The sequence below is a fragment of the Flavobacterium sp. 9R genome, assembly GCF_902506345.1.
GTDB lineage: Bacteria > Bacteroidota > Bacteroidia > Flavobacteriales > Flavobacteriaceae > Flavobacterium.
Window position 1 is genome coordinate 551976 of sequence record NZ_LR733413.1, and the last position, 15817, is coordinate 567792.

Below are 15817 nucleotides of genomic sequence, written 5' to 3' on the forward strand. Positions count from 1 at the left end.
CCTATTTTATGTTTTGGATTTGGTTTAATTTTACATAAAAAACAAAAACCAATTCAATTACTATGAAATTATTTCCTTCCGACATAGAAATTGCTCAAAAAAACAAGATTTCTTCAATAAAAGACATTGCGCAAAAGCTACACATAAATGAAGATGATTTGGAGTTGTATGGAAAATATAAAGCCAAATTGCCCTTGCATTTGCAGCAGCAAGAACCTAAAGGAAAATTAATTTTAGTTTCGGCTATGTCACCAACCAAATACGGCGAAGGCAAAACGACAATGACTATAGGTTTGACTGATGGATTGAATAGTATTGGTAAAAAAGCCATTGCGGTTTTACGAGAACCTTCTTTGGGACCTGTTTTTGGTTTGAAAGGTGGAGCTGCTGGAGGCGGTTATGCTCAAGTATTGCCAATGGAAGATATTAATCTTCATTTTACAGGTGATTTTTCAGCGATTGAAAAGGCCAATAATTTACTTTCTGCCATCATTGATAATCATTTGCAATACCCTGAAGCCCATTTGCAGCTAGACCCGAAAGCTATTGTTTGGAAACGCGTTATGGATATGAATGACCGTGTGTTGCGTCAGATAATTATTGGTGTCGGAGCCAAAGGAAACGGAGTGATGCGTGAGGAAAACTTCAATATAACACCTGCCTCTGAAATTATGGCTATTTTATGTTTGTCCAAAGATATTGCTGACCTCAAAAAACGTTTAGGGAATATTTATGTGGGAAAAACGGTAGAGGGCACTCCTGTTTTTGCTAAAGATTTGAAAGTCGTAGGAGCAATGGCTGCCTTGCTGAAAGACGCTATCAAACCTAATTTAGTGCAAACTATCGAAGGAAATCCAGCCATTATTCACGGAGGGCCTTTTGCGAGTATTGCGCAAGGAACCAATTCAGTGATTGCTACCAAAATGGGATTGTCTTTGGGTGACTATGTGGTTACCGAGGCGGGTTTTGGTGCCGATTTGGGAGCCGAGAAATTTTTGCATATCAAATGTGAACAATCCGGATTGCGACCTGATGCAGTGGTTTTGGTTGCCACACTAAAAGCCATCAAGCATCACGCAGGTTTGACAGCAGAAGAGTGCAAAGAACCCAACGTTAACGCCATAAAAAAAGGCTTTTGTAATTTAGAAAAGCACATAGAGAATATTCAAAAATTTGGTTTGCAACCAGTGGTTTGTATCAATGCTTTTCCAGCGGATACACAAGAAGAATATGACGTATTGATTGAGTTGTGTGCTCAAAAAGGTGTAAAAGCAGTTGTCAGCACAGCATTTGCTGATGGAGGCAAAGGAGCCGAAAAACTGGCTCAAGCGATTGTAGAGCAAGTAGCTACTGCAAGTGCCAATTACCAACCATTGTATGCAAGCACAGCATCTATTGAATCGAAAATTGAAACGATTGCCACGACAATTTATGGTGCAGATGAGGTCGTTTATTCGGCTTTGGCCAAAAAACAATTGCAAAGCATTAAGGAATTAGGCTTTGAGCATTTTTCAATTTGTATGGTCAAAACGCCTGCTAGCTTTTCTGATGATGAAAAAATGATTGGTAGACCCACTGGTTTTACTGTTACTGTACGTGAATTTGAATTTGCCAGTGGCGCTGGTTTTATTATTCCATTGCTAGGTGATGTGATGCGTATGCCGGGCTTACCTAAACTCCCGAATGCTACCCGAATTGATATTGATGATAATGGCGTGATTTCGGGATTGTCATAAACAATATGATACAAATATGCCATCTCGTGAGATGGCATATTCTTTTAGTTTTGTAATAACAATTGATTGTTTTACTTCACTTCTTTAGACAAGCGAATGTTGAGTGCTTTAATTTGTTGTGCGGCAATTTTAGCAATTTCTGTGGCTCCTTTTATAGATAAATGCGTATTGTCATCGATTCCTTTTGGGATATAGCTATTTTCTCCCGGGGCAAAGTGCAGATGTAATTCTTTTGATTTTTCTACTCCATAGGCTTCTTCCAAAAGTTCCGTGTAGTATTGCATATCGATAAAAGGCACTTTGTACTCTTGAGCAACTAATCTCATTTCTTGAGTGTAATCGCCGTGAGAGTCAATTAAAACGCCTTGTTCGTTGAAGGTTCTTCGGGTTATGGAAGAGAATAGGATAGGAGTGGCTCCTTTTTTTCTGGTTTCTTCTACAAAGCGAATCAGATTGTGTCGGTAGCTTGTGTGTGGATTGGTATAACGAGTTGGGTCGGTGACTTTGCCATCGTTATGACCAAATTGGATAAATACATAATCTCCTTTTTTTAAGGAATTATAAACTGCATCCCATAATTTTAAATCAATAAAACTGCGCGTGCTTCTGCCATTAACTGCGCGGTTGTCTATCACCACATTGTCTGAAAAAAAAGACGGTAGCATTTGTCCCCATCCTCTTTCGGGGTTTTGTTCTGGTGCGACTTTGTTGGCCATAGTTGAATCGCCAATGGTGTAAATGGTCGTTTTTTGTGCCCAACCGCTTAGGGTGATGCAGACAATTAGTAGGAAGTACTTTTTCATTTTATTGTTATTTTACAGAGGTTGGTATACTGGCTTTTTCTCCAATAGTGACTTCGTTCAGCACAACATTTTCAGCGTTTTGGGATGAAATGCCGTTTTTAGCCCATTGGATATGAATGTTATTAAAGAAAATATCTTTTATTTTTAAATCAGGATAACCTTGAATCACTATGCCAGTTTGTGTGGCTTTGTTGCAAAGGATATTCGAAAAATTGATGTTGCTAATGCTTGAAGCAAAGCCACTGCCTTCGCCGTGGTAGTTGGAGGTAATGTACAGAGCGTCTTCTACTTCGCCGAGTTGTAGATTGTTTACAAATACATCTTTGATATAGCCGCCACGGTCGGCATTGGTTTTTAGGTAAATGCCTCTTTTGAGGTAGCCAGTTGTCTTGCAATTTTCTACAAAAATGTTTTGAATTCCAGCCGACATCTCGCTGCCCAACACTACTCCGTGCAAGCCTTTAAAGTTGCAATTTCGGATGACAATGTTTTGGCTTGGGGTGGCACTATTGGCTCTTCCTTCGTGGTCTCTTCCTGATTTTATGGCAATATTATCATCGGCATTATCAAAAGAAATGTTTTCGATTAGGACGTCGCTGGAATATTCGGGGTCGATGCCGTCGTTATTGTTATTGAATGCTTTATATTTTAAACCACGTACCGTAATGCTTTTGCTTTTTAGTAGATGTAAGCACCAAAACGGGGCATCTTCGATTTGAACATTTTCGATAAGTATATTTTTGGAGTCGATGAATTGAATGAGTTGTGGTCGTAGGTAATGTCCTTCTCCAAAAACTCGGTCTTTGATTGGAACATTTTGATGATTCATTTCTCTACTCAAAAGTTGGTCTTTCTTTTCGAGCGGTTTCCATTTTATCCAAGTGTTTTTGGCTTCTCCATCGATAGTACCGTTGCCGGTGATGGCAATATTTTCTAGGCCAATGCCATAAATCAATGGACTGTAATTGTATAGCATCGTGCCTTCCCAACTGGTTAACACCAGCGGATAATCTTTTGGATTAGAGCCAAATCGGATTTTGGCACCGTCTTCTAAATGCAAGCGAACATTGCTCACAAAATGAAGCGGTCCTTGTAAAGTATAGACACCTTTTGGGACAAGGATTGTTCCGCCGTTTTTCTTTTTACAAAGCGCCATTGCTTTATCAAAAGCGGGCTTTGCATTGCTTATCGAATCTCCTTTGGCTCCTAATTCGGTTACTTTTATGGTGAATGAAGGAATGTTGGGTAACACGATACGATTTAGGATAGCATTGATTTTTTCTGTGGGGAAAGGTGCGTTTTGTGCCCAACTACTTAGGCTGATGCAGACAAAGAATAACAGGTATTTTTTCATTTTTGGTGGCATTTATTATTTTGTTTTAAAGACTGAAACCAAGAGTACAATTTCTTAGCTGCTAGCCCCGATTGCTTCGTCAGTTCGCTATCGCTTGGGTGGAACGGATAGCGGGACTTTGTTTCTTGAAACGCCCCTTGTTGCTGCTCCTAAAAATTAATTACTTAGCAGTTACATACCAATCTTTGATTTTGTCACTAAGAATTGTTTCGATGGTGTACTTTTTAGCTTCATTTTTGGTGAGTTGATGCGACCAAGGGACTCTTTTTTGGGATTGAAAGCCTAGGCCGGAACAGTTGTATTCGGCATAAAAGCTTGTTGTTTCGGCTTCAGGTTTTGACCAATTGTGCCATCCTTGTGGCAGAATATGGGCAGCCATCGTGCAATCGATGAAAACGGTTTTCGCATAGATGCGCCAAGGTCTGCCCAAATAAACTTCTTTGACACTAGCGTCTGCGGTGAGTTTGCAGTTCTTGAAAACGTAGCCAAAAGTGCTGTCCTGAGGCGTTGAAGCTGCGGTGATATAGGAATCTTTTTTGCTGTGCAGCGTGCAGTTTTCGAACAAAACCGTGGCATCTCCAAAAATAAAATCGGTGGTGCCCTCTATGTAGCAATTTTTGAAATAGTTTTTGGTTCCCTCGCCTGAGGTGTAGAGCGTGTCTTGGTTGCCTAAGAGTTTGCAGTTTTCAATTTTTACCCGATTGGCGTTGACATTGAGCGCAACTGCTTGTCCGACTTCACCCGCGCTGTTTTCGATGGTTAAATTCTGTGCGATAAAATCGTTTCCTTCTACCAAAACGGTGTAGGTGTGGAAGGTACTGTTTCGTCCTATATTCATTTTTTTGAAGTGGTCGTCAAAAGTGATAATGGTGTTTTCTTTGCTTTCGCCAATGAGGGAAATTTTGGTGTTCCAAGCGTGGACTTTTACTTTTTCGTAGTATTTTCCGTTTTTGATGTAGATTACAATGCGTTGGTCGGGATAGGAACGAGCTGCATTTATGGCATCTTGAATCTTGGTGAAATTGCCAGAACCGTTAGCATCAACCACAAAATAATTCTCATTGGTTAGTGGTTGTTGGTCTTTTTTTTTTGGTTCCTCTGTTTGGATTTTTTTTAACCAATTGGGATATTTTTTTAGCACTTCTTTGGGTTCGTTCGTGTACCAAGCGTAACCGTTTCGTCTTTCGGAACCAATTTCTTCTAATGTTTTTTTCTTGATGCCATCTCGGTCACAAAAGAAAGGTTCGTTTGTGTCAAGTTCCATAAATCGAGCCCAAATTGGCTCGGCATTTTCTGTGGCAATCATTTTTTTATCGGTGATTTTTCCAGCTTCATTTAGGATTCGCTCTTCTTTTAAGTTGGTTATTTTGGTGGTTTCAAACCAAGTTACGGCACTTTTTACGGCTTGAATGATTTCAGTTGACGGGTTCTCGATAGACATCAATAGCAAGACAATTTTTGCCGATTCTTTTCCGCTCAACGAAGGCAATTCGTAGGCTCTGGCTTTTGCAGGAAGCAAAGTCACTTCGTCGTGTTGTGCGCACCAAGCGGTTAAGGTATTGTTTTGTTTGTATTGTGTTTTTAGGATGCAATCAATGCCTTTGTCGAAGGCAACTTTGATTTGATTGACCAAAGTATCTGAGGGTTTTATGGCAAAATAATCGCTTTTGTCTTTCAATTCTTTGAACATAAAAAGTAGATTGGCCATTGCATCATCATTGAAAGTGATATGGGTGTAATAGCCTTTTTTCTTAGGGAAAAACTGAGGCCAACCACCATTCGCGTATTGTGCTTTGAGCAAGTAATCTAGACCCAATAAAAAGGCTTTTTGATAGCGTTCGTCTGGATTTTGGCGATACATTTTGGATAAAAACACCATCTCTTGGTAAGTCGCTCCATTGTCAATAGTGATTTCGTCGGTACTGTCTTTTTCAGCGAGCAGCTTTTTTTTCTCGGTTTCGCTTATGCTTTTTTGCATTTGTATGTTTTTAGGCCAACCACCAATGTTGCGTTGGTACAACAAAACATTCTCGGCAATGGCTTTGGCTTCAGGGCTGCTAAACCAAGAGCCTTCTTTCATTTCGGTAATGGCTTTCCAGCTTTTATTCAAGACTTGCGCGTAGGATAAACTTCCGACGCAGATACATAAAACAAGAATTATTTTCTTCATTTTTTGTGCTTTATTTTGTTACTCTAAACCAATCGATGACTACATTTCCAGCATCGTTGGTCGTTTCGTTTCGTAGGGCTAAAAAGCCAATTTTTGCGCCAATCCATTTTCCTTCTTTGGCACTAAAAGCCGTTCCGATTGGCAGGAATTTTTGATTGTCTTCACTATAATAAAAATGGCATTGTCCACCAGCGGCTATTTGTACTCTTAAGTAACAGGTGTTGCTTTGTAGGGCGATGCTTTGGCTTTCTTTTTCGATTCCTTTTTTGTCTGCGCTTAGGCAAGTCACTTGAGATAACCAATAGTTGTTGCCAAGTTTTTTCATTTTGAGATAACTGTAATCCAATCCCATTACGAGTAAGCCTGTTTGTTCTTCGTCGGCTCGTGCATTGAAGGTGATTTTGGTTGTGATGGTCGCTTTTTCGGCGGGAATTTTTTGCAGTAACAAATTCCCAATATCGAATAAATTAGTACTGTTTTTGGGTTTAGTTTGACAAAACAAGGTGTAATAGCCTAGAGTAGAAGGGAAGCCCCAACTTACTTTTGGATTGGCGTGCCATTGCCATTGTAATCCTAGTTTTGGTTCGCTGAACTCGTCACTTTCTGTGGGAGTTTGTGTTGGGAATGATTTTCCAATATTTGGTTTTTTGAAAATACTCACGGGTTCTCCAATGCCGTTTCCATTGGTATCGGTTCCTATTATTGGCCAGTCGTTTTTCCAAATAATTGGTTGTAAATGCACGATTCTTCCATAAGCTCCTTTATCCTGAAAATGGAAAAACCAATCTTCTCCTTTTTGTGTTTGTACCCACGCACCTTGATGAGGCCCATTGATTTTTGAGTTGCCTTGTTCAAGTACTACTTTTTTTTCATAAGGTCCGTATACGTTTTTGGACCTTAATACCAATTGCCAACCCGTAGCCACACCTCCTGCAGGAGCAAAGATGTAATAGTATCCGTTGCGTTTGTAGAATTTTGGACCTTCAACAGTAGTGTCATTTGGGTGACCGTCAAACAAAATGACATCATCATTGTTGGCCAAAGTTCCTTCTGCATTGAGTGTGCAAAGTGCCAAAATACTTTTGATACCCGCACGACTACCGGCAAAAGCATAGGTGAGGTATACTTTTCCATCTTCATCCCAAAGCGGACTCGGGTCAATTAATCCTTTTCCTTCTTTGACTATGACAGGAGCAGACCAAGCCTGTTTTGGATCTTTGGTTTTGACCATATAAATACCATAATCGGGGTCTGGATAGTAAATATAAAATTCATTATTGTGAAACCGAATACAAGGTGCCCATACACCATTACCGTGTTGCGGTTGGTCATACACCTCAAAAGGCGGTTGTTTTTGAAGGGCGTAATTTATAATACTCCAGTTAATCATATCCTTTGAATGCAGAATTGGCAAACCCGGAATACAGTTAAATGAAGATGCCGTCATATAGTAATCCTCATTGACCCTAATGACATCAGGATCTGAATAGTCGCTGTGGAGTATCGGATTTTGATAGTTTCCATTGCCCATATCGGCCACCCAAACTTGCGATTGGAAGCCGTTTTCTATTTCTTGCGCTCTTAATACAGAAACGCTTAAAATGAGGAATAAGAAACAGATTTTGAGGTTCATTGTTTATCGGTTTAATTCTAAGGCAGCAAGAATAAAGGGGCCGGTTGCTTTTGGATCGTTGTCTTTTTTCTTTTCGTTTACATAGTACTCAAACGAGCCATCTCGATAGGGATTTCCGCCAAGTCCAGCCACAGCACAGGCTTGAGTAATAATCACTTCGCCATTAGTGCCTATTTTAATCAATTGTTGGGTCATACCATCAAAGGCTTTCTGAGCAATTTTTTTATATTTTTTAGGTAAGTATCCTTTGTTGGCTCCTTTGGCAAAAGCATAAGCAAACATAGCCGTTCCTGAGGCTTCTAAATAATTTCCACCAACTGCACCTTTGTCGGTTACTTGGTACCAAAGTCCAGAGCCATCTTGAAAGGGAGTTAATGCTGTAGCCAATTGGTTCAAATAGTTGACTAATTCTTTGTGTTTTGGATGATTTTTGGGCATATAATCTAAGACATCAACCAAGGCCATAGCATACCAACCCAAAGAGCGAGACCAGAAATTTGGGGACGTTCCAGTCGTTTTGTTGGCCCAAGGCATTTGTTTGCTTTCGTCCCAACCGTGATACAACAGTCCAGTTTTAGGATCGCGATCATTTTTTTGAATGAGTTCAAATTGTTTGGCGATATCGTCTAGACTTTTTCCATCTTCAAAGGTCATAGTGTATTGTGCATAGAAAGGCTCTCCCATATATAATCCGTCCAACCACATTTGGTTAGGATATATTTTTTTGTGCCAAAATCCACCACTAGCAGTTCTAGGTTGTTCCTCGATTTGTTTTCTGAGCGTTTGCAATGCTTTTAGATATTTTTCCTCTTTGGTTTTAGCATAAATATCAAACAATAATCTACCGGCAACCACCATATCAATATTGTACGAATCGAATTTGTAGCTATTGATAGTTCCATCGTTTTGGATGAGTTTGTCTACATACGATTTTATGTATTCGGTGTATTTTGGGTTAGGATGTTTTTTATTCAATTCTTCCATTGCAGTCAACACCAATCCGTGAACATAATCCCATTTTGGAGAAGTCGCGTGATCGATCATATACGATTCTTTGTGTTGTAACATTACGGTTTCGGCCATACGTTCTGACCATTTTAGTTTTTTGGATATGGTTTGTGCATTAAGGATACTGCCTCCAAATACTACTAGAAGAACTGCAATAAGCGAGTTGAAGCTATTTTTTTTCATAATTTTTTTGCTCTTTACAGTTAAATTTTGCCTTTTTTGTTGAGTTCGTTTAGTTTTTCATCCAAGTATTTTAGGAAGGCTTCTTTATTTTTAATTCCGTCTTTTTCTTGTTCCCAAGCGCCTAAAAAGTAAAATGTTACGGCTTGTGTTGAAGGTTTAAAAACTAAAAGATGATCGAATTCTGCACTTACTTCAGCCTCTATTGTATTCACTTCGTAAAAAATGGCCATACCAAGTTGGTCTGGAATAAGCGACTGCGCACCATAAGTAGCGAGGTACGCCCATTTTTTGTTTTGGCTCACTTTTTTGAAGACTTCTGTGTTTTTTTGTTTTACAATTCCAGTACAAATACCACTAATTGCTTTAGAGGCTTGGATGGTATGTTGGGTATGGCGTTGGTTTGGAGTAATCGTTAACTGAGAGGTAAAATCAATTTTTTCTCCCGCTGTTTTCCAACCGTAATATTGGATAGTTACGCCCGAAGATTTGGATTTGTTTTCTACTTTCGCTAGGGTAGAATCTACTTCATAAAAATGTAATCTTTCGTTGTTTAGGTAGCGATCTATGGAGCCAATTCCAATTCCTTTTCCAGCTTTCAGGATGTCGGCACCCCAATCGCTCATTTCGTGATAGGAGTCAAAACCATCCTGACCGACTTGTGGCAAAACGATTTCGTCGGTTTTTTTTCCAAAAATATCAATGGCATTTCTCCAATCTAGGTACAAACGGTAGCCAATTTTGTTGCTTTCCCAGCCTGGACCTTCGTAGCGAATATCAAACGAATGATCAGTATGTTCTGGAGCCAGTTTTAATTTTTGAACATTTTTGAACGTACCACCGATGTATTTTCTCCCTTCCCATTTTCCGCCTTCTTTCACAGAAATTTCAGCGTAGGTTTTGGCTTTTTTATTTGAAGTTTGGGCATTGGCTTGGTAGATTCCCGTGAGGGCTAAACAAGCTAGTAGCTTTAGTGTTTTCATTTATTCTTGTTTTAGTATTTTATCTAGAAAATGGGTTGTAAAAGTTACGGTTTTTTCGAACCACGGATTGAAAAACCAGAAAGAATGTGGCGAATTTTCGAAAGTTTTTATCTCACTGTAAATTCCATATTGGTTTAAAATACGAATCATATCATCTCTTCCAGCGTGAAATCGATTCCATTGGCTATTCACGAAAAGAATAGGAGGTGTGTTTTTGTTGGTGTGGGTAAGTGCCGAGGCAGCCATCCAATTTTTAGGATTTTCTTCATAAGTTCCTCCCAACCATTCGGCTGCGATTTTTCCTTCTTCTGATTCTGGATGATGAAAAGCTAGAATGCCATCTAAATCAACAATGGCTTGTATTTCGTTTGGTATAGTAGTACCAAGTAAAGCAGCCATTTGTCCTCCTGATGAGCAACCTAAAATGGCTATTTTATTTGGATTACTATTGAAACGAGAGGCATTTTTGATAATGAAAGCAATAGCTTCTTTTACATCATTGTAGCCAGCAGGATAGTGTGCTTCTGGGGATAATCGATATTCAATGGCAAAACAATTGTATTCTTTTGCAGCAATTGCGGTTGCCAAGGTTTCCATCTGAGATTTATCTCCTGATTTCCATCCACCACCGTGTAATAGAATAACAGCGGGAAGCTTTTTTTGGGATTGGAACAAATAGGCATCAAGATGAAGATCGCGAGTTGCTGTTTGTTGATATATGATTTGTTTTTCGGATTTTATATTTTCATTGTGCAAGGTTTTGGCAATGCTAATGAAAGGGAATTTCTTTATTTCTTTTTGATACGTACTCGAGATCGTGTAGGAGGTATCCTTTGGGAAAGGCGTTTGTGCTCCTAGTAGGAAGGGAAGAAAAACGAATAGTATAAAAAAGTTCATTCTCATAAATAGATTAAATTTTGGTAAATTTCATTGATAGTATATTTAAAATCAATTGAATGAATTTAAAAAGGAGTTTGACAAAATTTATCAAACTCCTGAATAACTAATACAAATTACTTTTATAAATATGATTATAAATAAGCTGGATTTTGTGGAAAGGCTTTATTTTGATTTAGATCGAGCGCCTCTTGAGGTATCGGTCTTAAAATTTTCTTTTCACCACCTGTTCCGTTAAAGTTTTCTGCTTTAATGGAATAATTATATAAAGAGGCTCTTTCAATTAGTTTGCCTGTGCGTTTTAAGTCAAACCAACGATTATATTCTCCTAACATTTCTCTTGCTCTTTCGTCTAAAATGTAATCAATAGTAAAATCACTAGTAGTTGCATTAGCTACGCCAGCTCTTTTTCTAACTTCATTTAAGCGGGCTAAACCAGTTGCCAAATCTCCTTTTTTGAAGTAAGCTTCGGCAGCTATTAAATAGGTATCACCTAAACGAGATACTATAAAATCTCGTGTACTAGTTCTTGGAGTAGAGGCACTTGTTGCAAAGGGAGCTTTTGGATCATCAAACTTTCGGACAGGGATTGTTTGATAATCACTATTTAATCCTGCCGCTGCTCCATAAGTTCCGTATGGGTGAATAACAGTTTTTGGATTGGCTAATTTATAGGCTGCTAATTCAGTAGCAGTCACCCATTTTGGTGCGTAATAGTGCGATTTTACTAAGCCTGTTTTATCGGTTTTATCATAAAAATCATAATATCTTGTATAGGTTTCAAACATAAATGTACCTTCCCATCTTGTGTCTCCTTTTTCGAAAAGACCTATTGCGTGATTAGTTGGTAATAAATTGTAGGATCTATATGGAGCTTTCCCTGCAACTTCTGAACCTCCTAAGTAGGAACTGAAATAACTTGCTTGTGCATTCCCTAATGTTTGAGGATTAAAACTCACGGAAGAAGCATCAAATTGCACTGAGAACAGCACTTCTTTATTTAGATCATTGCCAGGTAGCCATAAATCTCCATATTTAATAGTGAGTAGTTGCCCAGCAATGGCAGCATCAGCGTAAGAAGCCGCAGTAGCAAAATCAGTAGCTTTTCCAAAGGATTCATATCCTCTTGTCAAATATACTTTTGCTAACAAATCTTGTGCAGCTCTTTTGGTAACTCTACCTGTATACGTTCCAGTTGGTAAAAAGTTCAAGCTTTCTTCTAAGTCTTTTATAATAAATGCATACACTTCTTCTGCCGTATTTCTATCGAAAGAAAGCTGTGGAGTTGGAAGGTAATCTTTAATTATACTTACACCTCCATAGGTTTGTACTAATAAGAAATAAGCATTAGCTCTCAAAAATTTCACTTCACCAATTCTAGAATTCAAACTAGTAGTTTTTTCTGTTTTATCGCTATAATATATTGCTGTGTTAGCTCTTTGAATAGCTTTATAACATTCATTATACAAGTAACCTACATTAGGAGATGATGGGGTTAAAAGTGTGTATTGACTTACTCCAGGTGGTTCGACATTTCTACCCTGAGCATACAAATCAGTACCAGCAACAAAAAGCCAAGGTTCATTTCCATAGATTTCTCTTAATTGAGAATAATTAGCATTTATTAATGATTCGAAACCAGAAGCTGTTGTGTACACTGCTTCTGTTTCGGGATTAGATAAGTTTTCTTCTTCAAGAAAATCTGAGCATGAAGTTAAGGAAAGCAGACCTATTGATAAGAGGGTTATAATTTTTTTCATTTTTTTCATTTTTAGAATTTGATACTCATTCCCAATTGATATGTTATAGAAGCTACACGGCCTACACCAAAACTGGCACTAGCCCATTCAGGATCATATCCATCATACTTAGTGAATACAAACGGATTCAAAACGTTTACATACAAACGGAGGTATTTTAGTTTTAATTTTTCTATTACTTGAGGAGTAAAAGTGTATCCTAGAGCTATATTTTTAATTTTTACAAATGATGCATCTTTATAGTATCCAACGCCATCATTTATCCAATAAGTTCCGGGATTTTGAGCCTGAGGGTAACTATTTGTGTATTGAGCTGGTAAACCGGCATCATTGGCAGGTACGTACCAATCAATGTCTAGTTTTTGGCGTCCTCTATCATTTACATCTGTAAAATTTCTGTGAAATGGACTGAACGCTAATACACCTTGACTAGTTATTGCTGTTGCAGCTAAGTCAAAGTTACCTACTTTTAATTTGGTAGATAGACTTCCTGTCCAATCTGGATTATTGTTGCCAAGAATTTGTCGGTCGGCAGTTGTGATTTTACCATCTTTATTATAATCTTCCACTTTTGCTTGCCCTTCTTTTTGTCCAAACGATGCTGCTTCCGCTGTTTCATTTGCTTGCCAAACTCCAGTAAACTTGTAGTTGTACAATGCATCTATAGATTCTCCAATAAATAAATTATTCCCTACATCATCTGAGATTTTGTCATAAATTGAAATAATTTTGTTGGTATTTTTTGTAAATACAAAGGTAGTTTCCCATTTTACAAAGTCTGTATCAATGTTTTTTGTAGTTAACATAACTTCAATTCCTTTGTTACTCACTGAACCAATATTGTTAATATAAGTTGAGAAACCATTTTCAACTACCAATTTTTGTTTTAACAGCAAATCTGTTGATAAACGATCATATACGTCTAGTGTCCCTGTAATTCTGTTTTTTAAGAATCCAAAATCAAGTCCTACATTGAATTCTCTTGTTTTTTCCCAGCCAAGATTTGCATTACTTGGATTACTTTGTACCCATCCATTTGCTGCAACAGCACTAAAATCATAATAGGTTTGTGTATCTAATTGATTAATTGTTGAGTAGGAAGGAATGATATTGTTTCCTGTATAACCATAACTGATTCTTGTTTTTAAGTCAGAAACAATTTCTTGATTTTTCATAAAACTTTCTTGATTAATTCTCCACGCAAAAGCTGCAGATGGGAAAGAACCCCATTTGTTACCTTCTGCAAATTTTGAAGATCCATCCCAACGGTTTGAGATTGTTATTAAATAACGGTCTTTATATCCATAATTAAATCGAGCTGCAAAAGAAGCTAAAGTGTTTTTATCATAATAAGAATCTAAATTGTAGGTAGATTGTTTGCCAGATCCTAGATTGTGAAATCCTGTATCAAAAGGCATATTGCTAGAATAGGCATACGTACCTTCATTTCGTTGCGAATACATACTTTGTAATCCTAAAAAATTAAATTTGTGACCACTTTCTAATTCATAATCAATATTGAATTGATTGTCCCAAGTATAATTGAATCGTTCTTTTTGAGTAATATCTGCTGAGGGTAGGTTGTTGTTAGAAACTCCTGTGTTTGTTAATGCGCCCCAAGCTCTACCTTGTTTTGAATTATCGAATCCTGCAGAATAGGTCGTCTTAAAGGTTAACCAACTAATAGGTTTGTATTCAAAAAATAAACTACCAATAGTGTTCCAAGCATTTACTGAATTTACAGTATTTGCAATCTCTAATAATGGATTATAAGTACTGGTTTTGTTAATTAAAAAAGCACCAGTAGCATCAGTCAATTTTCCTGGTAAAGGAAAAAGATTTCCATTTAGATCGTAAGGAGTGTAAAAAGGACTTAATCGAAAAGCTTCCTGCATAGCTAATGCACTCCCTAATTCTTGTTCTGTTCTTGCAATAGTTAAGTTCACTCCAGTGCTAAATTTGTCATTGATTTTGTGATTTAGCCCTAATTTGAAAGTGTATTTGTCTAAGCTTTCATTTTCGATATTTCCAGTTTCACTTTGAATACCTAAACCTAAGTTATAGGATAGTCCACCATCTGTTCTACCTGAAATAGCTAAATAATTATTTTGTTGAATTCCGCTTTTTAATACAGCATCATACCAGTCAAATGTTTCATTATTAGCTACTCTTTGAGCTAAAAGACTGTTTTGTGTACCAAGAACTGCGGTTGCTAAAGTAGCTGCTGTAACAGTTCCTGTAACTGGATCCACTTTTGCAGTAGGTAAGTAGGCTGATTGATGATACGCCCACCATTTTTGACCACTCATCATTTTAGGAAGTCTAGCTACCTCTTTTCCACCCACATAAGTATCAAAAGAAACGGTCATACTCGATTTAACTGTTCCTCCACCTTTTGTAGTTACGATCACAACACCGTTTGAACCTCTAGAACCATAGATCGCTGTTGAAGAAGCATCCTTTAAAACATCAATTCTAGCAATGTCTTGAGGATTTAGAAAATCAATTCCGTCAGTAGGTACACCATCAACTACATATAATGGTTTTGAATCTGGGTTAATAGAGTTCTTCCCTCTAATCACTACACTGAATGGGTCTCCAACTCTTCCTGTTGATGTGGTAACTTGGACGCCAGCCACAGCTCCTTGCATAGCTTCAACAACATTAGTTGTGTTTCTTTCTGTAATAGTGGCCGCATCTAGAGTACCAACTGAACCAGTTAGGTCTTTTTTCTTTACCTTGCCATATCCAACAACTACAACTTCTTTTAAGGCTTGCTCTTCTGATTGCAGTACAACATTGATTGTGCTTCCAGTAATTTTTATTGTTCTAGATAGATGACCCACATAACTAATGGTAATGTACGCATTTGAACTACTTACTTTTATGGCAAATTTTCCATCAAAATCAGTTGAACTGGAGTTGTTTGTGCCTTTTTCAATGATATTTGCTCCAGGGATTGGAAGACCTGTGTTGTCGGTAATTTTACCAGTGATAGTAGTCAAACTTTGTGCATAAGTTTCATTTGCTAAGAGTAAACAGAGCAAAAACGAAAACAACCAAAGTGGATGTAGTTTTTTACTTGAAAAGTGGTTCAATTTCATAGTTTAAAAATGTTAATAGTTAGTTTTTTTGGTTTCTCTTACACTAAAAAAATTTCTTTTCTTTTTTCGAAATCGATTGAGATGTTTTTGTAAAAAAAAACAATTCTGTAGGATTTGAAAAACTTATTAATCAGGATTGATTTAAAAAGAAATCATAAATGTAATCGATTGCACAAATCTAGTATTATT

At 37.6% G+C, this 15817-nt stretch carries 10 protein-coding genes; 1 reads left to right on the forward strand and 9 read right to left on the reverse strand.

Going from position 1 to position 15817, the window contains the following annotated elements:
• Positions 1 to 62: 62 nt before the first annotated feature.
• Positions 63 to 1736, forward strand: a complete 1674-nt coding sequence (locus FLAVO9AF_RS02450; RefSeq protein WP_159683725.1) for a formate--tetrahydrofolate ligase — start codon at positions 63 to 65, stop codon at positions 1734 to 1736.
• 71 nt (positions 1737 to 1807) lie between these two features.
• Here the strand turns inward: FLAVO9AF_RS02450 and FLAVO9AF_RS02455 are convergent, their stop codons facing one another.
• The 9 genes from FLAVO9AF_RS02455 to FLAVO9AF_RS02495 all read right to left on the reverse strand — a co-directional run bounded on the left by FLAVO9AF_RS02455 (position 1808) and on the right by FLAVO9AF_RS02495 (position 15628).
• A complete protein-coding gene (locus FLAVO9AF_RS02455) occupies positions 1808 to 2539 on the reverse strand; it encodes a rhamnogalacturonan acetylesterase (RefSeq protein WP_159683728.1) in 732 nt (243 codons plus the stop codon).
• Positions 2540 to 2546: 7 nt separating this feature from the next.
• A complete protein-coding gene (locus FLAVO9AF_RS02460; protein WP_159683731.1) occupies positions 2547 to 3893 on the reverse strand; it encodes a glycoside hydrolase family 28 protein in 1347 nt (448 codons plus the stop codon).
• Positions 3894 to 4053: 160 nt separating this feature from the next.
• Complete coding sequence (gene pelA, locus FLAVO9AF_RS02465) at positions 4054 to 6063, reverse strand: pectate lyase (RefSeq protein WP_159683734.1); 2010 nt, start codon at positions 6061 to 6063, stop codon at positions 4054 to 4056.
• 10 nt (positions 6064 to 6073) lie between these two features.
• Entirely contained in the window at positions 6074 to 7696 is a 1623-nt protein-coding gene (locus FLAVO9AF_RS02470; protein WP_159683737.1) for a glycoside hydrolase 43 family protein, read from the reverse strand.
• A 3-nt stretch (positions 7697 to 7699) separates the two neighbouring features.
• A complete protein-coding gene (locus FLAVO9AF_RS02475) occupies positions 7700 to 8887 on the reverse strand; it encodes a glycoside hydrolase family 105 protein (protein WP_159683740.1) in 1188 nt (395 codons plus the stop codon).
• 20 nt (positions 8888 to 8907) lie between these two features.
• Positions 8908 to 9867, reverse strand: a complete 960-nt coding sequence (locus FLAVO9AF_RS02480) for a DUF4861 family protein (protein WP_159683743.1) — start codon at positions 9865 to 9867, stop codon at positions 8908 to 8910.
• Positions 9868 to 10770: an alpha/beta hydrolase gene (locus tag FLAVO9AF_RS02485; protein ID WP_159683746.1), complete on the reverse strand. Its 903-nt coding sequence runs from the start codon at positions 10768 to 10770 to the stop codon at positions 9868 to 9870.
• Between the two features lie 128 nt (positions 10771 to 10898).
• Positions 10899 to 12524 carry a RagB/SusD family nutrient uptake outer membrane protein gene (locus tag FLAVO9AF_RS02490; RefSeq protein ID WP_159683749.1) on the reverse strand — a complete coding sequence of 542 codons (1626 nt, stop codon included), beginning with the start codon at positions 12522 to 12524 and terminating at the stop codon, positions 10899 to 10901.
• 11 nt (positions 12525 to 12535) lie between these two features.
• A complete protein-coding gene (locus tag FLAVO9AF_RS02495) occupies positions 12536 to 15628 on the reverse strand; it encodes a SusC/RagA family TonB-linked outer membrane protein (RefSeq protein ID WP_159683752.1) in 3093 nt (1030 codons plus the stop codon).
• Positions 15629 to 15817 lie beyond the last annotated feature (189 nt).